The sequence below is a fragment of the Piscinibacter sp. genome (assembly GCF_047600445.1).
Lineage (GTDB): Bacteria > Pseudomonadota > Gammaproteobacteria > Burkholderiales > Burkholderiaceae_C > Piscinibacter.
Window position 1 is genome coordinate 2,600,466 of the sequence record NZ_JASGKT010000002.1, and the last position, 20,944, is coordinate 2,621,409.

A 20,944-nucleotide genomic window follows, 5' to 3' on the forward strand; every position below is an offset into this window, starting at 1 on the left:
CGCGTGCCGTTCGTCGGCCGCCGCGCGGATCAGGCCAGTTCTGCGGCCAGCGAGCCGGGGCCGAACAGGCGCGCATGCTCGCGCAGCGCGAATCGGTCGGTCATGCCGGCGATGTAGTCGACCACGGCCGCTTCCAGCGGGCGGCGCTCGCGGTGCGCGCCCGGCATTTCATCGGGCCGTTGCAGATAGGCCGTGAAGAGTTCACGGATCACCTGCTGTGCGGCGCGTGTCGTGCGCCAGACGCGCTCGTGGCGGTACAGGCGTTCGCGCAGGAAGGCCTGCAGTTCCCGCACCTGCGCCGCGGTGGCCTCGCTCATGCGCACCAGCGGCGGCGCGCGGCGTGCGGCCTCGGCGCTGTCGACGCCGTGCCGCTCGATCGCCGATGCGGTCGAGCGCACGGTGTCGTCGATCAGTTGCGCGATCAGGCCGCGCAGCAGCGTGTAGAGCAGGCGCCGCCCGGCCAGCCCGGGGTGCGCGGCCACCGCCTGCGCGTGCAGCCGCGCCAGCAGCGGCAGTTCCAGCAACTGTTCGTACGCCAGCAGGCCGGCGCGCACGCCGTCGTCGAGGTCGTGCGCGTTGTAGGCGATCGAGTCGGCGAGGTTCGCCAGTTGCGCCTCCAGGCTCGGCTGCGTGCGCTCCAGGAAGCGCCGGCCCACGCCGCCTGGCTCGTCTTCCTCCAGCGCCTGCGCGTGGCGGCGCGAGCAGTGCTTGAGGATGCCCTCGCGCGTCTCGAAGCACAGGTTCAAGCCCGGATGATCGGGGTAGCGCTCCTCGAGCAGGTCGACCACGCGCAGGCTCTGCAGGTTGTGCTCGAAACCGCCGGCGTCGGGCGCGGCGGTGCGGTAGGCCTCGTCGAGCGCGTCCTGCCCGGCGTGGCCGAAGGGCGTGTGGCCGAGGTCGTGCGCCAGCGAGATCGCCTCGCACAGATCTTCGTGCAGGCCGAGGCGGCGCGCCATCGAGCGCGCCATCTGCGCCACTTCGAGCGTGTGCGTCAGCCGCGTGCGGAACAGGTCTCCCTCGTGGTTGAGGAAGACCTGCGTCTTGTAGACCAGGCGGCGGAACGCCGTGCTGTGGACGATGCGGTCGCGGTCGCGCTGGAACTCGTTGCGGTGCGGGTCGGGCGCCAGCGCGTGACGGCGCCCGCGCGAGCGTTCGGGCCGGCTGGCGCAGGACGCCAGCTCGTTCATCCGACGCACTCGGCGATCACCGCGGTGACCGCCTCGTCGGGCACGGCGCGCATCGCCGCACGGCCCGGCGCTTCGATCACGACATAGCGGATCGCGCCGCCCTCGGTCTTCTTGTCGACGCGCATCAGGTCGAGCCAGCGCTCGCGGCCGAGATCGGGCGCACGCACCGGCAGGCCGACCCTGGCCACCAGCGCGCAAACGCGCTCAGCGTAGCCGGCATCGACGAGGCCGAACCGCTGCGACAGCCGCGCGGCCATCACCATGCCGCAGCCGACCGCCTCGCCGTGCAGCCACTCGCCGTAGCCGAGCCCGGCCTCGATCGCATGGCCGAAGGTGTGGCCGAAGTTGAGGATGGCGCGCAGGCCCTGCTCGCGCTCGTCGGCGCCGACCACCTGCGCCTTGATCTCGCACGAACGCTTGACGGCGTGCAGCAGCGCCGCGGGCCGCAGCGCGACCAGGTCGTCGGCGTTCTGCTCGATCCACTCGAAGAAGGCGTGGTCGGCGATCGGCCCGTACTTGATCACTTCGGCAAGCCCGGCGGCGATCTCGCGCCTGGGCAGCGTCGCCAGCGTGTCGAGATCGGCGACGACGCGCAGCGGTTGGTAGAACGCGCCGATCATGTTCTTGCCGAGCGGGTGGTTGATGGCGGTCTTGCCGCCCACCGATGAATCGACCTGTGCCAGCAGCGTGGTCGGCAATTGCACGAAGGGCACGCCACGCATGTAGCAGGCAGCCGCGAAGCCGGTCATGTCGCCGACCACGCCGCCGCCGAGCGCATACAGCACGGTCTTGCGGTCGCAGCCCTGGCCCAGCAATGCGTCGAAGATGCGGTTGAGGGTGGCCCAGTCCTTGTGGACTTCGCCGTCGGGCAGTTCCACCACGTGCACGCGTTCATGCCGCGTGCGCAGCCGCTCGGCGAGGTCCGCCGCGTAGATCGGCGCCACGGTGGTGTTGGTGACCACCATCGCATCGCGCGAGCGCGGCAGGCCGTCGTAGCTGGCGCCGTCGCGCAGCAGGCCGGAACCGATCAGGATGTCGTAGCTGCGCTCCGCCAAGTCGATGCGGACGCGCTGCGTGGGCTGGGAACTCATGCGCCGAGTTTAAGGCGCGGGCTAGCCCCTCACTGCCGCGGCGGATCGACCGGGGAACGCGCCAAATGCGCAGGCAGAGCGCCGGCGAGCTCGAGCTGCATCAGCACCATGTTGACCAGCGTCGGCACCGAGGGGCGGCCGGTCTCGACGATGAAGTGCGCGCATTCGCGGTAGAGCGGATCGCGCACGGCGTACAGCTCGCGCAGCCGCGCCAGGGGATCCTTCACCTGCAGCAGCGGGCGGTGCGTGTCGTGGCGCAGCCGCCGGAACAGTTCTTCCGGCGTCGAGCGCAGGTAGATCACGATGCAACGCTCATGCAGGGCGCGGCGGTTCGCTTCGCGCAGGCAGGCGCCGCCGCCGGTGGCGATGACGCGCCCCTGCGGCACACGTGTCAGTTCGTCGATGACCTCTTCTTCGAGCGCCCGGAAGGGTGCCTCACCAACCCGCTCGAAAAGCGCGCGAATCGGCTCGCCCAGACGCTCCTCGATGACGGCGTCGGCATCGAGAAAGGACCACCCGAGCCGCCGGGCCAGTTGACGGCCGACGGTGGACTTGCCACCGCCAGGCATCCCGACCAGAGCAAGGGGCAGCTGCAATGCACCAGACTCCTGACGGCAGAGCCCTGCCCAAGGCCCTTTCAAGACATCAGCGCATCAGTGCGGGTAGAGAACCAGCACACGCTGTGAATAGACGATGTTGTTGGGTGTCTTGAATTCCAGGCGGAAGAAGGTCGGCTGCGTTGTTGCCGTGCCAGTCCCCGCCCCGGCATTGCAGGCCGGAGCAACGTCGGAGCCACTGAGGTCGATCTGGATACTGAACAAGGTCGGAGGGAACCCACCGGTCAGTTGGTCGAGTACCGGGGAACCCGTCTTGACCGTGACGTTGACACCCGCACTGGCGGAGGGCGCGGCGATGGTCGTGCCCGCCGCCACCGAGTGCGCGTTGGCGTCGGACAGGTACATCTCGAGCACCTGCTTGCAACTGCCATTCAACTGCACCTGGCTGATCGGCGTGCCCATTTCATCCACGGCGAAGTACGGGCCTTGCGCCATATTGATCTGGATCGAATCGCTGACCACCTGCGTGTCGCCGATCCGGACCGATCCGACAACCGTCGCGATGCCGGTGGTGCCGCGCGGCTCCTGAACCTTGAAATCGACGGAGCAAGTGCCATTCGTCGTGGTGCATCCACCCAGCGTCGACGAGGCCACGACACCATAGTCCGTTCTGAAGTTCACCGCGACACCATCGGCCACGGGGTTGCCGAACTGATCGCGCACGTACGCAGTCACTTTGGTCTTGTCACCCGTCAGGTTGCCGTCGAGGTTGTACTTCTCGGCGACGATCTCGAAGCCCTCCGGCAGAACGATGTCGTTGCTGACGATCAACGTATCGGACTGGGTCTTGACGCTCGGCACCGCAACGGACACAGCCGTCACGACGACAGACGCAGGCTGCGTCCCGGAAGAAACCGTGACCGTCACCTGGCCGTTCGCGTTCGTCTGCGCAGACGTGGGCGAGATGGTCGCACCGCCACTGGCCGCGTTGATGGTGAAGTTCACCGTCGTCCCGTTGACCGGCGTGTTGCTCACATCCACGACCTTGAAAGTCAGGATCGCGGACTCGGACCTGCCGCTGCCGCCGGCACCCTTCACGACGATCGCCGTGCCACTCGGCGTCGCTCCGACGAAGCTGATCGCCGCCGGCGTCGCGGCGATGCCACCGCCCGAACCCGCGGTGATCTCGATTGCTTTCGACCCCGACAGCGTCGACGAGCCCAGTGCGGCGCTGGCCTTGACCGCCAACGCACCGGTGTTGGCGGCGTCGGACGAAGTGATGTCGACCGTCGCCACGCCCAATGCATCGGTCAGGGCCGTCCCCGAGGAGGGCGCGAACTTGAGCAGCGACGTTCCATCTTCGGTGAATTTCACCACGATGCCCGGGACCACGGACCCGCTCGAATCCCTCACCACGGCGGTGGCCTGAACGGTCTCGGTGCTCGTGATCTGGCTGGTGGCAACACCCGCGCGGGTCACCGAAACGCTGATGCCGGAGCTGCCGGAGCCGGAACCCCCGCCGCCACCGCCACCGCCGCCAGTTCCGCTACCGTTCCCGAACGGACTTCCACCCGATCCGCCACCGCCGCCGCCGCAAGCGGCCAGCGTCGCTGCACACAGAAGAATCCAGATTGCCTTGACCAGCTTCATCGCGGGTACTCGCTCTCGTTCAGATGGTTAAGTCGGATCGCTTCAGAGCGAACCCGTTCGGTCGGTCACGACCTTGGGCGTGAGGAAGATCAGCAACTCGGTGCGCTCGGACGACTTGGTGGTCGTCTTGAACAGGTTGCCCAGCACCGGGATGTCGCCGAGGAACGGCACCTTGGTCACGTCGGTGCGATCGCTCTGCTCGAAGATGCCGCCGATCACCACCGTACCGCCGTTCTCCACCAGCACCTGCGTCTTGACGTGCTTGGTGTCGATCGCGAAGCCGGCGGCAGTGGCCTGGCCGACGCTGTCTTTGTTGACGTCCACGTCGAGGATCACACTGCCTTCCGGCGTGATCTGCGGCGTGACTTCCAGCTTCAGGTTGGCCTTGCGGAATTGCAGCGAGGTCGCGCCGCTCGAGGTCGCCACCTGGTACGGCAATTCCGTACCCTGCTCGATCAGCGCCTTGGTCTGGTCGGCCGTGACCACGCGCGGGCTCGACACCACCTTGCCGCGCCCATCCGCCTCGATCGCCGAGATCTCGAGGTTCAGGAAGCGGTTCGACGACGCGCCGAACAGCGACAGCGCAAACGACGCCGGGTTGTAGTTGTTCTGGCCGATCGCCGGCAACGAGACGAAGCTGGTGTCGTTGAAGTTCAACACGTCGGTCTGCACGGTCTGTCCGCCGACGGCGTTCATGTTGCCGCCCACGGTGACGCGGTTGTTGCCGCCCACGCTCCAGCCCGGCATGCCTCCGCGTATGCCGCGCATGTCGGTGGCGCCGAGCTTGACACCCAGCGAACGTCCGAAGTTGTCGTCGGCAATCACGATGCGCGCCTCGATCAGCACCTGCCGCACCGGGATGTCGATCTTGCCGATCATCATCTGGATCTCCTCGAGCTTCGAGGGGATGTCGCTGACGAAGAGCTGGTTGGTGCGGGTTTCGAAGATCACGCTGCCGCGCGGCGAGAGGATCTTGGTGCCCGTGCCGCTACTGCCGCCGCTCTGGTTCTGGCCCGTGAGCCCATTGGCCACTTCCTCTGCCTTGGCGTAGTTGAGCTGGAACGCCTGCGTGCGCAGCGGCTCGAGCTGGGCCACCTGGGCCTTGGATTCGAGCTCGACCTTCTCCTTGGCGGCGAGTTCGTCCTTGGGCGCGATCCAGATGACGTTGCCCGACTTGCGCAGCCCCAGGCCCTTGGCCTGCAGGATGATGTCCAGCGCCTGGTCCCAGGGCACGTCCTTCAGGCGCAGCGTCACGTTGCCGGTGACGGTGTCGCTGGTCACCACGTTGAAGTTGGTGAAGTCGGCGATCACCTGCAGCAGCGCGCGAACCTCGATGTTCTGGAAGTTCAGCGACAGCTTCTCGCCGGCGTAGCCCGGGCCCTGCGTCAGCTTGTTCGGATCGACCTTCTGCGGCCGCACCTCCAGCACGAACTGGTTGTCGCTCTGGTAGGCGCTGTGCTCCCAGGCGCCGCGCGGGTTGACGGTCAGGCGCACGCGGTCGCCCTGCTGCGAGGACACGACGCTCTGCACCGGCGTGCCGAAGTCGGTCACGTCGAAGCGCTTGCGCAGGTTCTCCGGCAGCGTCGAGCGCAGGAACTCGACCACCAGGCTCTGGCCCTGCTGGCGGATGTCGACGCCGACCTGGTTGTTCGGCAGCTCGACGATCAGGCGGCCGGCGCCGTCGGTGCCGCGGCGGAAGTCGATGTCCCGCAGCGCGAGCTGCTCGCGGTTCAGGCTTTCGGCGAAGCGCACCGGCTCGCCGCTGCTCGACGGCGTCGGCTGGGCCACCGCCGCGGCGGCGGTGTCGAGCAACAGCAGCAGCGCCTTGCCCTGCAACTGCGCCTTGTAGTTGGTGGCCTGCTTGAGGTTCAGCACCAGGCGCGTGCGCTCGCCGGCCTGCGCGACGTTGACGCTGCGCAGGTTGCCCTGGTTGATCTCGACCGAGTTGCGGCCCAGCGCATTGCTGACGCCAGGCAGGTCGATCGCGATGCGCGGCGGCGTCTGGATCGTGAAGCCCGCCGGCACGGCGGCCAGCGGCTCGCTCAGTTCGATGCGAACGACTTCGCCGCTGCCTTGCTGCGTGCTGTTGATCGACTGGATGGCGTTCTGGGCCCAGCCCGCCAGCGGCGCGCCGAAGCCCAACACGAGTGCCAGTGCGCGAACGCGCCACATGCTCATGATCCGATTCTCCTGGTTGTGCTTCATCGCGCCGACTCCTGGAGTTGGAGGGCGCTGGCGCGCTCGATCCACTCGCCCGCTGCGTCCTGAACGATTTCCCGGAGCGCCACTTCGGTCTCCGAGATCCTGGTGATCTTTCCGTAGTTCTGGCCGATGTAGTCGCCCGTCTTGACCTGGTAGAGCAGGTTGTCGACGCGCAGCAGCGCGTAGGGGCGCCCGGCGCGCGCGACGCTGCCGACCATGCGCATGCTGTCCAGCGGGTAGGCTTCCAGCGGCTCCTTGCGGCGGTTGATCTCGGCGGCGAGCAGCGAGTTGGGCTGCCGCGCCTCCTGCTTCAGCGCCACCGTCAGCTTCTGCGCGCTGAACGGCTCGACGCCGCCCAGCGCCGTGTACGGCTGCGGCGTGAACTTCTTCGGCGGCGTCAGCGGCGTCACGTTGGGCTTGACCTCGCGGCGCTGCTGCTCCATCCACTGCGTCAGCTCTTCCTGCTCGGCGCCGCAGCCGGCCAGCAGGGCCGAGCCGGCAAGCAGCGCCAGCGCGAGCCGTGCCTTCATGTTCAGGTCACTCATTTGCTGGCTCCCGCCGGCTTGCCCTTGGCCGCCGCCTTGGCCTTCTCGGCGCGCTGGCTCTCGACCTCGGCCGGATCCAGGTAGCGGTAGGTGCGCGCCGTCGCTTCCATCGTCAGCGCGCCGCCGTCGCCGCCCCTGGCGTCCTTCGTCGCCGAGGCGATGTTCATGTTGTGCAGGGTCACGATGCGCGACAGGTTCGCGATGTCGGCCGCGAACGCGCCGATGTCGTGGTAGCGCCCCGAAACCTTGATCGAGATCGGCAGCTCGGCGTAGTAGTCCTTCACGACCACGCTGCCGGGGCGGAACAGTTCGAACTGCAAGCCGCGCCCGATGCCGGCCTGGTTGATGTCGGACAGCAGCGCGTCCATCTCGGCCTTGCCGGGCAGTTGCTTCTCGAGCTGCGTCACGTACTCCTCGACCTGCAGCTTCTGCTTGCGCAATTCGTCGAGGTTGACGGCCTGCGCGAGCTTGTTGCGATAGTCGCCCTTGAGCGATTGCTCCTTGGCCCGCTCGCCATCGAGCGCTTCGTGCGCATCCGACAGCAGGAAGAACCAGCCCAGCACCACCATCGCCAGCGCGAGGCCGCCCCAGCTCATCAGCTTGGGCAGCATCGGCCACTGGCCGGGCTCGTTGGGGTTGAGGTTGCGGAACTGGGACGCGGCGCCCTCGAACACCGAGTTCAGGTCGACGTTCATGCCTCGCTTGCTTGCCATGACGCCCTCAAACCTTGTTGGCGGCCGCAACGGCCGGAACCGACGATGCCGCTCCCGCCGGAGCGGACGCCGCTTCCTGAGGCCGCTTCACGTTCAGCCGCATCGCGAACTCGAAGAGCTGGCGCTGCTCCTTGTTCGCGCCCTGGGCCATCATCGCCTTGCTCTCGACCAGCTCGGGCCGCACCAGCCACTCGGAGCCGTACGCGGTGTTGCGCAGCAGTTCGGAGATGCGCTCCTGCGTCTGGGCGATGCCGGCCACCGTCAGCGCCTGGCCGTCCTGCTTGATGCTCTTGAAGTAGATGCCTTCCGGCGTCTGCTTGACCAGCTCGTTGAGCAGGTGCACCGGCACGTTGCGGTCGATCTGCAGGTCTTCCACCGCCTTCTGGCGCGCCTTGAGCGATTCGATCTCGGCGCGCAGCGTCGCGATGTCCTTGATCTGCACCTCGAGCTTGCGGATCTCGGCGCTCAGGAAGTCGTTGCGCGACTGCTGCGCCGAGGTCAGTTGCTGGACGATGAGGTACCAGACGCCGACGACCGCGAGGCCGGCGGCAGCGGCGGCGCCCAGGCCGGCGAAGAACGCGACCTTCCTGCGCTGGCGCTTTTCTTCCCGGTGGGGAAGAAGGTTGATCAGGATCACTGCAGGAACCTCCGCATCGCCAGGCCGCAGGCGGTCAGGTAGGACGGCGCCTCGCGGCGCAGCTTGCTCTCGCGCACGGCCGAGCCGAGCTTCATGTTCTCGAACGGATTCACCACCATCGAGGCGAAGCCGGTCAGTTCGGTGACGCGGTCCTTCAGCCCCGGCAGCGTGGCGGTGCCGCCGGCGAGCATCACGTAGTGGACCTTGTGGTGCGGCGTGCTGGTGAAGAAGTACTGCAGCGCGCGCCCGATCTCCTGCGACAGGCTGTCGACGAAGGGCGCGAGCAGCGTGCTCTCGTAGTCTTCCGGCAGGTCGCCGGCGAGCTTCTTCTGCTCCGCCTCCTCGAACGAGAAGCCGTACTGGCGCGAGATGAGCTGCGTCAACTGCGAACCGCCGAAGGCCTGGTCGCGGTCGTACAGCATCTCGTCGTCGCGCAGCACCTTCAGGCTGGTGGTGTCGGCGCCGATCTCGAACAGCGCGACCAGCGCGTCCTTGCCCTCGCTGGGCAGGCCGGCGACGACGCGGCCCATCGCCAGGCGCGAGGCATGCGATTCGATGTCGAGCACCACCGGCTTCAGACCGGCGGCTTCGGCCAGGCCCTGGCGGTCCTGCACGCGGTCCTTGCGCGAGGCGGCGATCAGCACTTCGACGTCGCCCACCGAGGTCGGGCTCGGCCCGATCACGCAGAAGTCGAGGCTCACCTCGTCGAGCGAGAACGGGATGTACTGGTTGGCTTCGGACTCGACCTGCAGTTCGAGCTCTTCCTCGCGCAGGCCGGCCGGCAGCATGATCTTCTTGGTGATCACCGCCGACTGCGGCATCGCCATCACCACCTGACGCGTCTTGGTGCCGCTCTTGGCGACCACGCGCTTGACGGCCTCGGCCACCTCGTCGAACTTCTCGATCTGGCCGTCGGTGATCCAGCCCTTCTCGAACGGCTCGGAGGCGAAGCGCTCCAGGACGTATTCGCCGTTGGCGGACTGGCCGAGTTCGACCAGCTTGGCGCTCGACGAACTGATGTCCAGCCCGATCATCGGCGCATGCTTTCGTCCCAACAGGGTGTCTAGAAGACTCACGACGCCTTTCCCTCCCAGCGCCGTTCACGGTGCGCCGGACTGTTAATAAGTTACTTCAATGCTAGCAGTAAAGCCTTTGTGCGCCAAAGAAAAACGCCCGGCGCAAGCGCCTCGCTCGTTGCAAAACTCACACGAGACGCCACACCCTTGTAAGCGCTTCTGAACATCGCATCAGCACCTTATCGGCCGCCGCGCCGGCAACCTTCGGGGCGTGACAAATTGATGCATGGCCCCCTTCCTATAATGAGTTTCGGCTTCGATGGAGACCCATGAGCGAATCTGAGCGACCGGCCGGCAACGGCGCTTCGAAGCTGCCGGCCTGGGCGGCCTGGCCGCTGCGGGCCGTGGCGGTGCTGGCCGGGCTGGCGGCGGCGGTGGCGCTGGCGGGGCTGATGCTGGCGGCCATCGCGCTGGCGGTGGCCTACCCCAACCTGCCCGCGATCAGCGGCCTGACCGACTACCGGCCCAAGCTGCCGATGCGCATCTACTCGGCCGACCAGGTGCTGATCGGCGAGTTCGGCGAGGAGCGGCGCAGCTTCGCGCCGATCGGCCAGATCCCCAAGGTGATGCAGCACGCGGTGCTGGCCATCGAGGACGCGCGCTTCTACGAGCACAGCGGCGTCGACTACAAGGGCGTGCTGCGCGCCGGCCTGGCGCACCTGAGCGAGGCGCGCAGCCAGGGCGCCTCGACCATCACGATGCAGGTGGCGCGCAACTTCTACCTGTCCACCGAGAAGACCTTCACCCGCAAGATCTACGAGGTGCTGCTGGCGCTGAAGATCGAGAGCATGCTGACCAAGGAGCAGATCCTCGAGGTCTACATGAACCAGATCTACCTCGGCCAGCGCGCCTACGGCTTCGCGGCGGCCAGCGAGATCTACTTCGGCAAGCCGCTGAAGGACATCACGATCGCCGAGGCCGCGATGCTCGCCGGGCTGCCCAAGGCGCCGTCGGCCTACAACCCGATCGTCAACCCCAAGCGCGCCACCGAGCGGCAGCAGTACATCATCGACCGCATGCTCGAGAACGGCTTCATCAGCGCCGAGCAGCACGACGCGGCCAAGGCCGAGAAGCTGCACTACCGCTCGCAGAGCGAGGTGGCGGTGCATGCCGAGCACGTGGCCGAGGCGGCGCGCCAGCTGATCTTCAGCCAGTACGGCGCCGAGGCCTACACACGCGGCCTGAACGTCTTCCTGACGATCGACTCGGCCGAGCAGTCGGCCGCCTACCGCGCGCTGCGCAAGGGCATCATGGATTTCGAGCGCCGTCAGGTGTACCGCGGCCCGGAGGCCTACGTCGACCTGCCCGCCAAGCCGCAGGATCTGGACGCGCGCATCGCCGAAGCGCTGCAGGAGCACCCCGACAACGACGAGCTGAAGGCCGCCGTCGTGATGGAGGCCTCGCCGAAGCAGGTCAAGGCCGTGCTGCAAAGCGGCGAGTTGCTGACGCTCACCGGCGACGGCCTCAAGCCGGCCACCTCGGGCCTGGCCGCCAAAGGCAACCCGAAGACGGCGATCCGCCGCGGCGCGGTGATCCGCGTGATCCGCGACGCCAAGGGCAACTGGAGCATCACGCAGCAGCCCGAGGTCGAGGGCGCCCTCGTCGCGCTGAACCCGAGGAACGGCGCGATCCGCGCGATGGTCGGCGGCTTCGACTTCTCCAAGAGCAGCTTCAACCACGCCACGCAGGCGTGGCGCCAGCCGGGTTCGAGCTTCAAGCCCTTCATCTACTCGGCCTCGCTGGAGAAGGGCTTCACGCCGGCCACGGTGATCAACGACGCGCCGCTGTTCTTCGGCGCCGACACCACCGGCAGCCAGCCCTGGGAGCCGAAGAACTACGACGGCCAGTTCGACGGCCCGATGTCGATGCGCCGCGCGCTCGCCAAGTCGAAGAACATGGTGTCGATCCGCATCCTGCAGGCGATCACGCCGCAGTACGCGCAGGACTGGATCACGCGCTTCGGCTTCGACGCCGACAAGCACCCCGCCTTCCTGACGATGGCGCTGGGCGCCGGCTCGGTGACGCCGCTGCAGATGGCCACCGCCTACAGCGTGTTCGCCAACGGCGGCTACCGCGTAGCGCCCTTCCTGATCAGCCGCATCACCGACAGCAAGGGCCGCGTGCTCAACGAGCCCCGGCCGGCCGAGCTGGGCGAGTCGGCGCGCGTGATCGACGCGCGCAACGCCTTCGTGATGACCAGCCTCCTGCAGGAAGTCACCCGCTCGGGCACCGCGGCGCGCGCGCAGGCCACGCTGCGGCGTCCCGACGTCTACGGCAAGACCGGCACCACCAACGATTCCAACGACGCCTGGTTCGCGGGATGGCAGCAACAGGTGGCCGCGGTGGTCTGGATGGGCTACGACACGCCGCGCAAGCTCGGCGACCGCGAGACCGGCGGCGGCCTGTCGCTGCCGATCTGGATCGACTTCATGAGCAGCACGCTGAAGGGCGTGCCGGTGGCCGAGGCGACGCCGCCGGTCGGCGTGACCAACGTCGGCGGCGAGTGGTACTACAGCGAATACGCCAACGGCAGCGGCGTGGCCACGCTGGGCATCGAGGAGGCGGCGCCGCCGGCCGAGCCGGCCGCCGTCGAGGAAGAGCGCAAGAGCATCCTCGACCTGTTCAAGCGCTGAGCCGCGCGGCGGCTACTCGAAGCGCAGCGGCCGGCCGGCCTGCTCGCTGGCGCATGCCGACAGCGCGGCGAGGAATTCACCGCCGTCGCGCGTGTCGAGCCAGCGCCCGGCGCTGTACTTGTAGTGGTAGCCGCCGCCACGCGCGGCCATCCACAGTTCGTGCAGCGGCGGCTGGGTGTTGAGGACGATCTTGCTGCCGTCCGGGAACCCCAGCTCCAGCAGCCCGCCGCTGCGCTGCGTGTCGATGTCGATCACGTCGTCCTGCAGCCAGCGGTCGATCGTGGCCTCGATGCGCGACAGCAACCCGGCCGTGATGCTGCGGTACTCGGCGTCGGCCAGCGGTGTGACTTCGAAAGGAATGCTCATGGTCGATAATTCACGCATGTTGCAGCGCAAGAACAGTGTATCGGCGACGCCGCCGGCCGGCCGCCGGCCGCGACGCCATCGGGGTCTCGCGGCCATCGCCGCCGTCGCGCTGCTGGCCGCGCTGGCCGGCTGCGGCCAAAAGGGCCCGCTGAAGCTGCCGCCCGGCGCGGCGCCCGCCTCCGCACCCGCCGCGCCATGACGCTGCCCGGCTCGCCGCACATCGGCTACCGCGGCCGCGACCTGTTCATCGAGGACATCGCGCTGGCCGAACTCGCCCGGCGCTTCGGCACGCCGCTGTACGTCTACTCGCGCGCCGCGATGCTGGCCGCGCTGGCCGGCTACCAGCGCGCGCTGGCCGGCCGCGACCACCTGGTCTGCTACGCGATGAAGGCCAACAGCAACCTCGCGGTGCTGCAGACCTTCGCGCGCGCCGGCTGCGGCTTCGACATCGTCTCCGGCGGCGAGCTGGAGCGTGTGCTGGCCGCCGGCGCCGACGCCGCCAAGGTGGTGTTCTCCGGCGTCGGCAAGACACGCGCCGAGATGGCTCGCGCGCTCGACGCCGGCGTGGCCTGCTTCAACGTCGAGAGCGAGGGCGAGCTGGAGCTGCTCGCGCAGGTGGCGGCGCAGCGCGGCCGCACGGCGCGCGTCAGCCTGCGCGTCAACCCGGACGTCGACGCGAAGACGCACCCCTACATCTCCACCGGGCTGAAGGGCAACAAGTTCGGCATCGCGCACGAACGCGCGCTGGCGGTCTACCGCCGCGCCGCCTCGCTGCCCGGCATCGAGGTCGCCGGCATCGACTGCCACATCGGCTCGCAGATCACCGAGATCGGCCCCTATCTCGACGCGCTCGACCGCGTGCTCGACCTGGTGGAGGCGGTGGAGTCGCACGGCATCCAACTGCACCACCTCGACCTCGGCGGCGGCCTGGGCATCACCTACACCGACGAGCAGCCGCCCGGCGCGGAAGCGCTGGTGCGCGCGATGCTCGAACGCATCGCCGCGCGCGGCCACGGCCACCGCAAGCTGCTGCTCGAGCCCGGCCGCTCGCTGGTCGGCAACGCCGGCGTGCTGCTGACCGAGGTGCTGTACCTGAAGCCGGGCGGCACGAAGAACTTCTGCGTCGTCGACGCGGCGATGAACGACCTGATGCGCCCGGCGATGTACGAAGCGTGGATGGGCATCGTGCCCTGCGCGCAGCGCGACGCGCCGACGCAGGCCTTCGACGTGGTCGGCCCGGTGTGCGAATCGGGCGACTGGCTGGGGCGCGACCGGCACCTGGCCGTGCAGCCGGGCGACACGCTGGCGGTGCTCTCGGCCGGCGCCTACGGCATGTGCATGGCGAGCAACTACAACACGCGCGGACGCGCCGCCGAGGTGCTGGTGTCGGGCGGCGAGGCCTGGCTGATCCGCGAGCGCGAGACGAGCGCCGAGCTGTTCCGCAACGAGCGCCTGATTCCCTGATACCCATTCGCGTTCGAACGTATCAATGTTCCCGTTCGGGCTGAGCTTGTCGAAGCCCCACCGAGGCACTCGCGTGCCCTTCGACAAGCTCAGGGCGAGCGGCGTCTGACGTTCGAACGCGAATGGGTAGGAAGAGGTCAGATCCGCCTCTCTTGCACAGCGTGGCAGGAGACGAGCGCGCCCCCGATCGACTGCTGCGCCGGCCGCTCGCTCTTGCAGCGTTCGTTCGCGTGCGGGCAGCGCGGGTGGAACGAGCAGCCGCCCGGCGGGTTCAGCGGGTTCGGCACCTCGCCGCGCACCGGCGTGCGCGCACGGCCGCTCATGCGGATGTCGGGAATCGCGTCGAGCAGCATGCGCGTGTACGGATGGCGCGGCCGCGCGAACAGCTCGCCCTTGGGCGCCACCTCGACCAGCCGGCCCAGGTACATCACGCCCACCGCGTCGGCCACGTGGCGCACCACCGCGAGGTTGTGCGAGATGAACAGGTAGGTCAGGCCGCGCGCGCGCTGCAGGTCCTTCATGATGTTGAGCACCTGCGCCTGCACCGAGACGTCGAGCGCCGAGGTCGGCTCGTCGCAGACCAGGAACTCGGGCTGCGTGGCCAGCGCGCGCGCGATCGAGACGCGCTGGCGCTGCCCGCCGGAGAACTGGTGCGGGAACTTCTGCGCGTCCGCCGCCGCCAGCCCCACCGATTGCAGCAGTTCGGCCACGCGCGCCTCGGCCTCGGCCGGGCCGCTCACCAGGGCGTGCTCGCGCAGCGGCTCGGCGACGATGTCCAGCACCTTCCAGCGCGGGTTGAGGCTGGCGTAGGGGTCCTGGAAGATCATCTGCATGCGCCGCCGCAGCGCGCGCGCGCCGGCGCCGGCCAGCGCCGAGCGCGTGTCCTGCCCGTCGAAGCGCAGTTCGCCGGCCGTCGGCGCATGCAGCCCGACCAGCAGCCGCGCCACCGTGCTCTTGCCGCAGCCCGATTCGCCGACCAGCGCCAGCGTGCGGCCGCGCTCGATCTCGAAGCTGACGCCGTCCACCGCATGCACGAAGCGGCGCGGCTGGCGCTCCAGCACGCGGTTCAGCCAGGGCGCCGAGACCTCGAAGGTCTTGGCGAGGTCCTTCACCTCGACCAGCGCCGTCATGACGCCGCCTCGACGCGCCAGCAGGCGGCGCGCGTGGCGCCGGCCGGCATCAGCTCCGGCCGCTCGCGGCGACAGCGCTCGAACACCCGCGGGCAGCGCGGGTTGAAGGCGCAGCCGGGCGGAATCGCGTTCAGGCGCGGCATCGCGCCGTCGATCTGCAGCAGCCGCTCGCGCTCCTCGTCCATCGCCGGGATCGAGCCCATCAGCCCGACGCTGTACGGATGCGCCGGCCGGTGGATCACCTCGGCCACCGGGCCGATCTCGACGATGCGCCCGGCGTACATCACCGCGACACGGTCGCAGGTCTCGGCGATCACGCCCATGTCGTGCGTGACCAGCATCACCGCCGCGCCGCGCTCGCGGCACACGCGCTTGAGCAGCGTGATGATCTGCGCCTGGATCGACACGTCGAGCGCGGTGGTCGGCTCGTCGGCGACGATCAGCGTGGGCTCGGCGGCCAGCGCCAGCGCGATCACCACGCGCTGGCGCATGCCGCCGGAGAACTGGTGCGGATACTGCCCGAAACGCACTTCCGGCGCCGGGATGCCGGTGTCGGCCAGCAGCGCGATGGCGCGCTCGCGCGCCTGCGCCGGCGACAGCGGCAGGTGCGTGGTGATCGTCTCCACCAGTTGCCGGCCGACGGTGTACAGCGGGTTCAGCGAGGTCAGCGGATCCTGGAAGATCGCGCCGATGCGCCGGCCGCGCAGCGCGCGCATCCGCTCGTGCGGCAGGTCGTCGATGCGCTGGCCGTCCAGGCGGATCTCGCCGCCGGCGATGCGCCCGGGCGGCTCGAGCAGGCCGATGATGGCCGCGCCGGTCAGCGACTTGCCCGCGCCCGATTCGCCGACCACGCCCAGCACCTCGCCGGGCGCGATGTCGAACGAGACGCCGTCGAGCGCGAGCAGCGTGCCGCGCCGGCCGGGGAACTCGACGCGCAGGTCCTTCACCTCCAGCAGCGGCGCCGCGCTCATCTCAATCTCGGGTTCAGCGCGTCGCGCAGCCAGTCGCCCAGCAGGTTGACCGACAGCGCGATCATCACCAGCACGGCGCCGGGGAAGACCGTGATCCACCACTCGCCGGAGAACAGGAAGTCGTTGCCGACGCGGATCAGCGTGCCCAGCGAGGGCTGCGTCGGCGGCACGCCGACGCCGAGGAAGGACAGCGTCGCCTCGATCAGGATCGCCTGGCCGATGTCGATGGTGGCCAGCACCAGCACCGGGCCCATCACGTTGGGCAGCACGTGGCGCGCCATGATGCGCCGCCCCGGCACGCCGATCACGCGCGCCGCCTGCACGTACTCCTTGTTGCGCTCCACCAGCGTCGAGCCGCGCACGGTGCGCGCGAACTTCACCCAGCCCGACAGCGCGATCGCCAGGATCAGCACCGCGAAGGCGAGCGTGTCGTGCGCGTCGGGGAACATCGCGCGGCCGACGCCGTCGATCAGCAGCGCGATCAGGATGGGCGGGAACGACAGCATCACGTCGCACACGCGCATGATGAAGGCGTCGACGCGCCCGCCGACGAAGCCCGACAACAGCCCCAGCCCCACGCCCACCAGCACCGACAGCAGCACCGACACGAGGCCGACCGCCAGCGAGATGCGCGCGCCGTACATCAGCGCCGAGAGGATGTCGCGTCCCTGATCGTCGGTGCCCAGCGGGTAGGCCGGCTTGCCCTCGTCCTCCCAGGCCGGCGGCAGGCGCGAATCGGCCAGCTCCAGCGAGGCGAGGTCGAACGGGTCGTGCGGCGCCACCCAGGGCGCGAAGACGGCGCAGAACAGGCACAGCGCCGCCACCGCCGCGGCGACCATCGCCACCGGCGAGCTGCGGAAGCTGTGCCAGACGTCGCCGTCGAGGAAGCGGCGCAGGGCCTCGCGCATCGAGCGGGCCTACTTCAGCGTGATCCAGCGAAACGGCATGAAGTTGTCGGGCAACTGCACCAGCTCGACGTTCTTCTTCGTCGCCCAGGCCAGCGCCTGCTGGTGCAGCGGGATGTGGCCGAAGTCGTCGGAATGCAGCTTGAAGGCCTCGGCGATCATCGCGCCGCGCCTGGCCTCGTCGGTCTCGCTCTGGATCTTCAGCGTCAGCTCGTCGATCTTCGGGTTGCTGTAGCTGCCGAGGTTGAACAGGCCCTGGCCCTTGTCGGTGGGCGTGGCGATCAGGTTGGACAGCGCGTTGTGCGAGTCGTAGGTGCCCGGCGTCCAGCCCAGCATGTAGAAGCTGGTGTTGCGGCTGAGGATCTTCGGGAAGTAGGTGGCCTTGGATTCGGCCTGCAGGTTGATCTTCACGCCGATGCGCGCCAGGTTGGCGGCCACCGCCTGGCAGATCTCTCCGTCGTTGACGTAGCGGTCGTTCGGGCAGCTCAGCGTGACCTCGAAGCCGTTCGGGTAGCCGGCCTCGGCGAGCAGCTTCTTCGCGCCCTCGGGGTCGAGCGGCGGGCGCTTGTTCAGCTCGGGCACGAAGCCCTTGATGCCCGGCGCCACCATCAGCGCGGTCGGCGAGGCGGCGCCGCGCATCACGCGCGTCTTGATGGCCTCGATGTCGATCGCCTGGTAGAAGGCGCGCCGCACGCGCACGTCCTTGAACGGGTTCTTGCCCTTCACGCTGGAGAACAGCAGTTCGTCGCGCTTCTGGTCCATGCCGAGGAAGATGGTGCGCAGCTCGGGGCCCTGCAGCACCTTCAGGCCGTTGGCCTTCAGGCGCTCGACGTCCTGCAGCGGCACCGGCTCCATCACGTCGATCTCGCCGGACATCAGCGCGGCCACGCGCGTCGCGTCGTTGCCGATCGGCGTGAACACCACCTCGTCGACGTTGCCCTCGACCTTGCCCCAGTAGTTGAAGTTGCGCACGAGCACCGTGCGCGTGGTCGGCTGGCGCTCCTTCAGGCGGAACGGCCCGGTGCCGTTGGCGCGGAACGAGGCGGCGTTCTCGATGCCCTTGCGCCGGTCCACCGGCTTCTCGGCCTTGTTCGCCTCGCACCACGACTTGTTCATGATGTAGACGAGCGAGATCACGTCGGGCAGGATGGGGAACGGCGCCGTGGTCTCGATGTCCACGGTGTGCTCGTCGACCTTGCGCACCTCCTTGATCGCCGAGGTGTAGCCCTTCATGTCGGAGCCGTCGCCGGCGGCGCGCTGGAAGGTGAACACCACGTCGTCGGCGCCGAACTTCTCGCCGCCGTGGAAAACCACGCCGCGGCGCAGCTCGAAGCGCCACACCGTCGGCGAGGTCTGCTTCCAGCCCGTGGCCAGCGCCGGCGTCAGCGCGAGCTTCCTGTCGCGCCCGACCAGCGGCTCGTAGACGTTGCCGGTGAAGCTGAGCTGCAGCGACTCGTTGAACGAGTGCGGGTCCATCGAGTTGGCGTCGCCCTGGTTGGCCACGCGCAGCGTGACGGCGCCCGCGGCGGCGCAGCCAAGGGCCAGCGTGCCGGCGAGCGCGGCGGTGAGGAAGGTCTGGCGCAGTGTCATGGCATCTCCGGAGGTGGGTTCAGGAAGAGGCGGCCGGCAGCCCGCGCTCGACGAGCGAGGCGAACAGCGTCGCGCCCAGCGGCAACACGTCGTCGTTGAAATCGTAGCGGCTGTTGTGCAGGAAGCAGCTCCCCTCCCCGCCCTGGCCGAGCCGCAGGTAGGCGCCGGGGCGCACCTGCAGCATGAAGGAGAAGTCCTCCGCGCCCATGCTCGGCGGCAGCCGGCGCTGCACGTTCTGCTCGCCGACGATGGCGGCGGCCACGTCGGCGGCGAACACCGCCTCGCGCTCGGAGTTGATCGTCGCCGGGTAGTTGCGCAGGTACTTCAGGCGCGCGGTCGCGCCGAAGCCCAGCGCCACCGATTCCACCAGGCGCGCCAGGCGCTCCTCGATCATCTCCTGCACCTCGCGACGGAAGGTGCGCACCGTGCCGACGATGCGCGCCTCGCGCGGGATCACCGAGAAGGCCGTCGGCTCGCCGGCATGCACCGAGCACAGGCTGACCACGGCGTTGTCGAGCGGGCTGACGTTGCGCGACACCAGGCTCTGCGCCGCGGTGATGATGTGCGCCGACACCAGCACCGGGTCGATCGCCAGATAGGGGTGCGCGCCGTGGCCGCCGCGGCCCTGCACGGTGATCTCGATGCGGTCGGAAGCGGCCATCATCGGCCCCGGGTTCACGCCCACCGTGCCGGCCGGCAGCGAGGGCCAGTTGTGCATCGCGTACACCGACTCGACCGGAAAGCGCTCGAACAGGCCGTCGTCGATCATCGCCTTGGCGCCGGCGAAGCCCTCCTCGCCGGGCTGGAAGATCAACACCGCCGCGCCGTCGAAGTCGCGCGTCGCGGCCAGGTAGCGCGCCGCGCCGACCAGCATCGTCGTGTGGCCGTCGTGGCCGCAGCCGTGCATCAGGCCGCGCGTGGCGGAGCGCCAGGCGAAGTCGTTCTCCTCGACCAGCGGCAGCGCGTCCATGTCGGCGCGCAGGCCGATCGCGCGCGCCGCGCTGCCGCGCGCGCCGCGCACCACGCCGACCACGCCGGTGCGGCCTATGCCTTCGTGCACCTCGTCGACGCCGGCCACGCGCAGCGCCTCGGCCACGCGCGCGGCGGTGCGCTTCTCCTCGAAGCCCAGCTCGGGATGCGCGTGCAGGTCGCGGCGGAAGGCGGTCAGCTCGCCGTGCCAGCCGACCAGCCGGCGGTAGGCGCCGAGGGACGCCGTGGACGAAGAAGAAGCGCTCGCAGCCATCAATGCCCCCCGGTTCCCGCCGACAGGCGCAGGCGCGGGTCGACGGCGAAGTACAACAGATCGACGGCCAGGTTGATCAGCACGAAGATCAGCGCGATCAGGCACAGGTAGGCCGCCATCACCGGGATGTCGGCGAACTGCACCGCCTGGATGAACAGCAGGCCCATGCCGGGCCACTGGAACACCGTCTCGGTGATGATCGCGAAAGCAATCAGCGAGCCGAGCTGCAGCCCGGTGATCGTGATCACCGGCACCAGCGTGTTCTTCAGCGCGTGGCCGAAGTGCACCACGCGGTCCGGCAGGCCGCGTGCGCGTGCGAACTTGATGTAGTCGGTGCGCAGCACTTCCAGCATCTCGGCGCGCACCAGGCGCATGATCAGCGCGAGCTGGAAGATCGCCAGCGTGACCGCCGGCAGGATCAGGTGCTTCCAGCCGTCGACCGTGAGCAGCCCGGTGGACCAGGGCCCGAGCGCGACCAGCTCGCCGCGGCCGAAGCTCGGCAGCACCTTCAGGATCACCGCGAAGACGAGGATCAGCAGGATGCCGATCAGGAAGGTCGGCAGCGACACGCCGATCAGCGAGAACATCATCATCGCCTGCGACAGCGGGCTGCCGCGCCGCAGCGCCGCGTACACGCCCATCGGGATGCCCGCCAGCAGCGCGATGGCCGCGGCGATCACGGCCAGCTCCAGCGTGGCCGGCAGCCGCTCGGCGATCAGCGAGGCCACCTTGCGGCCCTGGCGCAGGCTGAGCCCGAACTCGCCTTGCACCGCGTTGCCGACGAAGGCCGCGAACTGCACCGGGAAGGGCCGGTCCAGCCCGAGGTCGGTGCGCAACTGCCGGCGCTGCTCGGGCGTGGCGTCCTGGCCCAGCAGGTTGGTGACCGGGTCGCCCACGTACTGGAACAGCGTGAAGGCGATGAAGGCCACGGTCAGCATCACGACGACGGCCTGGAGCAAGCGGCGCAGGATGAAAGCCAGCATG

General features: G+C 69.1%; 19 protein-coding genes. 3 read left to right on the forward strand and 16 right to left on the reverse strand.

From position 1 onward, the window contains the following. Window positions 1-29 precede the first annotated feature (29 nt). The 9 genes from QM792_RS16365 to QM792_RS16405 form a co-directional block, all read right to left on the reverse strand. Window positions 30-1,187: a deoxyguanosinetriphosphate triphosphohydrolase gene (locus QM792_RS16365; protein ID WP_415151165.1), complete on the reverse strand. Its 1,158-nt coding sequence runs from the start codon at window positions 1,185-1,187 to the stop codon at window positions 30-32. Next, the gene (aroB, locus tag QM792_RS16370; RefSeq protein ID WP_415151166.1) at window positions 1,184-2,278 is read right to left on the reverse strand and encodes a 3-dehydroquinate synthase; all 1,095 of its coding nucleotides are present in this window, start codon (window positions 2,276-2,278) and stop codon (window positions 1,184-1,186) included. The genes QM792_RS16365 and aroB overlap by 4 nt, the downstream gene beginning before the upstream one ends. 29 nt (window positions 2,279-2,307) lie before the next feature. Next, window positions 2,308-2,868: a shikimate kinase gene (locus tag QM792_RS16375; RefSeq protein ID WP_415151649.1), complete on the reverse strand. Its 561-nt coding sequence runs from the start codon at window positions 2,866-2,868 to the stop codon at window positions 2,308-2,310. A 63-nt stretch (window positions 2,869-2,931) separates the two neighbouring features. Beyond that, complete coding sequence (locus QM792_RS16380; protein ID WP_415151167.1) at window positions 2,932-4,485, reverse strand: Ig-like domain-containing protein; 1,554 nt, start codon at window positions 4,483-4,485, stop codon at window positions 2,932-2,934. Between the two features lie 42 nt (window positions 4,486-4,527). Next, window positions 4,528-6,663, reverse strand: a complete 2,136-nt coding sequence (gene pilQ, locus QM792_RS16385) for a type IV pilus secretin PilQ (protein WP_415151168.1) — start codon at window positions 6,661-6,663, stop codon at window positions 4,528-4,530. Between the two features lie 23 nt (window positions 6,664-6,686). Further along, entirely contained in the window at window positions 6,687-7,232 is a 546-nt protein-coding gene (locus tag QM792_RS16390; RefSeq protein ID WP_415151169.1) for a pilus assembly protein PilP, read from the reverse strand. Next, complete coding sequence (locus QM792_RS16395; protein ID WP_415151170.1) at window positions 7,229-7,945, reverse strand: type 4a pilus biogenesis protein PilO; 717 nt, start codon at window positions 7,943-7,945, stop codon at window positions 7,229-7,231. Before QM792_RS16395 ends, QM792_RS16390 begins: the two co-directional genes overlap by 4 nt. A 7-nt stretch (window positions 7,946-7,952) precedes the next feature. Continuing rightward, window positions 7,953-8,582 carry a PilN domain-containing protein gene (locus tag QM792_RS16400; protein WP_415151171.1) on the reverse strand — a complete coding sequence of 210 codons (630 nt, stop codon included), beginning with the start codon at window positions 8,580-8,582 and terminating at the stop codon, window positions 7,953-7,955. Then, window positions 8,579-9,616 (reverse strand): pilus assembly protein PilM, encoded by a 1,038-nt coding sequence (locus tag QM792_RS16405; RefSeq protein WP_415151172.1) that lies wholly within the window; start codon window positions 9,614-9,616, stop codon window positions 8,579-8,581. The genes QM792_RS16400 and QM792_RS16405 overlap by 4 nt, the downstream gene beginning before the upstream one ends. A 311-nt stretch (window positions 9,617-9,927) precedes the next feature. On the opposite strand from QM792_RS16405, the gene QM792_RS16410 reads away from it, so the two are divergent. Continuing rightward, a complete protein-coding gene (locus QM792_RS16410; protein WP_415151173.1) occupies window positions 9,928-12,291 on the forward strand; it encodes a penicillin-binding protein 1A in 2,364 nt (787 codons plus the stop codon). A gap of 12 nt (window positions 12,292-12,303) precedes the next feature. Here the strand turns inward: QM792_RS16410 and cyaY are convergent, their stop codons facing one another. Then, a complete protein-coding gene (gene cyaY, locus QM792_RS16415) occupies window positions 12,304-12,657 on the reverse strand; it encodes an iron donor protein CyaY (protein WP_415151174.1) in 354 nt (117 codons plus the stop codon). 16 nt (window positions 12,658-12,673) lie between these two features. Here cyaY and lptM point away from each other — a divergent pair, with 16 nt between their 5' ends. After that, window positions 12,674-12,856 (forward strand): LPS translocon maturation chaperone LptM, encoded by a 183-nt coding sequence (gene lptM, locus QM792_RS16420; RefSeq protein ID WP_415151175.1) that lies wholly within the window; start codon window positions 12,674-12,676, stop codon window positions 12,854-12,856. Next, on the forward strand, window positions 12,853-14,121 hold the full coding sequence (gene lysA, locus QM792_RS16425; RefSeq protein ID WP_415151176.1) for a diaminopimelate decarboxylase: 1,269 nt from the start codon (window positions 12,853-12,855) through the stop codon (window positions 14,119-14,121). Before lptM ends, lysA begins: the two co-directional genes overlap by 4 nt. A 137-nt stretch (window positions 14,122-14,258) precedes the next feature. Here lysA and QM792_RS16430 read toward each other — a convergent pair whose 3' ends face one another. The 6 genes from QM792_RS16430 to QM792_RS16455 are packed head-to-tail and all read right to left on the reverse strand — an operon-like array spanning window position 14,259 to window position 20,943. Then, complete coding sequence (locus tag QM792_RS16430; protein WP_415151177.1) at window positions 14,259-15,251, reverse strand: ABC transporter ATP-binding protein; 993 nt, start codon at window positions 15,249-15,251, stop codon at window positions 14,259-14,261. Continuing rightward, window positions 15,248-16,222, reverse strand: coding sequence for an ABC transporter ATP-binding protein (locus QM792_RS16435; RefSeq protein ID WP_415151178.1), 975 nt, complete (start codon window positions 16,220-16,222; stop codon window positions 15,248-15,250). The genes QM792_RS16430 and QM792_RS16435 overlap by 4 nt, the downstream gene beginning before the upstream one ends. Beyond that, the gene (locus QM792_RS16440) at window positions 16,219-17,130 is read right to left on the reverse strand and encodes an ABC transporter permease (RefSeq protein ID WP_415151179.1); all 912 of its coding nucleotides are present in this window, start codon (window positions 17,128-17,130) and stop codon (window positions 16,219-16,221) included. Before QM792_RS16440 ends, QM792_RS16435 begins: the two co-directional genes overlap by 4 nt. Before the next feature lie 9 nt (window positions 17,131-17,139). Continuing rightward, on the reverse strand, window positions 17,140-18,717 hold the full coding sequence (locus QM792_RS16445; protein WP_415151180.1) for an ABC transporter substrate-binding protein: 1,578 nt from the start codon (window positions 18,715-18,717) through the stop codon (window positions 17,140-17,142). 19 nt (window positions 18,718-18,736) lie between these two features. Next, complete coding sequence (locus tag QM792_RS16450; RefSeq protein ID WP_415151181.1) at window positions 18,737-19,960, reverse strand: M20 aminoacylase family protein; 1,224 nt, start codon at window positions 19,958-19,960, stop codon at window positions 18,737-18,739. Continuing rightward, complete coding sequence (locus QM792_RS16455) at window positions 19,960-20,943, reverse strand: ABC transporter permease (protein WP_415151182.1); 984 nt, start codon at window positions 20,941-20,943, stop codon at window positions 19,960-19,962. Before QM792_RS16455 ends, QM792_RS16450 begins: the two co-directional genes overlap by 1 nt. Window position 20,944 lies beyond the last annotated feature (1 nt).

Bases quoted from the DNA above. Each gene is read 5' to 3' on its own strand.
- QM792_RS16365 (WP_415151165.1), bottom strand. From the start codon at position 1,187: ATGAACGAGCTGGCGTCCTGCGCCAGCCGGCCCGAACGCTCGCGCGGG.
- aroB (WP_415151166.1), bottom strand. From the start codon at position 2,278: ATGAGTTCCCAGCCCACGCAGCGCGTCCGCATCGACTTGGCGGAGCGC.
- QM792_RS16380 (WP_415151167.1), bottom strand. From the start codon at position 4,485: ATGAAGCTGGTCAAGGCAATCTGGATTCTTCTGTGTGCAGCGACGCTG.
- pilQ (WP_415151168.1), bottom strand. From the start codon at position 6,663: ATGAGCATGTGGCGCGTTCGCGCACTGGCACTCGTGTTGGGCTTCGGC.
- QM792_RS16390 (WP_415151169.1), bottom strand. From the start codon at position 7,232: ATGAGTGACCTGAACATGAAGGCACGGCTCGCGCTGGCGCTGCTTGCC.
- QM792_RS16395 (WP_415151170.1), bottom strand. From the start codon at position 7,945: ATGGCAAGCAAGCGAGGCATGAACGTCGACCTGAACTCGGTGTTCGAG.
- QM792_RS16405 (WP_415151172.1), bottom strand. From the start codon at position 9,616: ATGATCGGGCTGGACATCAGTTCGTCGAGCGCCAAGCTGGTCGAACTC.
- QM792_RS16410 (WP_415151173.1), top strand. From the start codon at position 9,928: ATGAGCGAATCTGAGCGACCGGCCGGCAACGGCGCTTCGAAGCTGCCG.
- cyaY (WP_415151174.1), bottom strand. From the start codon at position 12,657: ATGAGCATTCCTTTCGAAGTCACACCGCTGGCCGACGCCGAGTACCGC.
- lptM (WP_415151175.1), top strand. From the start codon at position 12,674: ATGTTGCAGCGCAAGAACAGTGTATCGGCGACGCCGCCGGCCGGCCGC.
- lysA (WP_415151176.1), top strand. From the start codon at position 12,853: ATGACGCTGCCCGGCTCGCCGCACATCGGCTACCGCGGCCGCGACCTG.
- QM792_RS16430 (WP_415151177.1), bottom strand. From the start codon at position 15,251: ATGACGGCGCTGGTCGAGGTGAAGGACCTCGCCAAGACCTTCGAGGTC.
- QM792_RS16435 (WP_415151178.1), bottom strand. From the start codon at position 16,222: ATGAGCGCGGCGCCGCTGCTGGAGGTGAAGGACCTGCGCGTCGAGTTC.
- QM792_RS16440 (WP_415151179.1), bottom strand. From the start codon at position 17,130: ATGCGCGAGGCCCTGCGCCGCTTCCTCGACGGCGACGTCTGGCACAGC.
- QM792_RS16445 (WP_415151180.1), bottom strand. From the start codon at position 18,717: ATGACACTGCGCCAGACCTTCCTCACCGCCGCGCTCGCCGGCACGCTG.
- QM792_RS16450 (WP_415151181.1), bottom strand. From the start codon at position 19,960: ATGGCTGCGAGCGCTTCTTCTTCGTCCACGGCGTCCCTCGGCGCCTAC.
- QM792_RS16455 (WP_415151182.1), bottom strand. From the start codon at position 20,943: ATGCTGGCTTTCATCCTGCGCCGCTTGCTCCAGGCCGTCGTCGTGATG.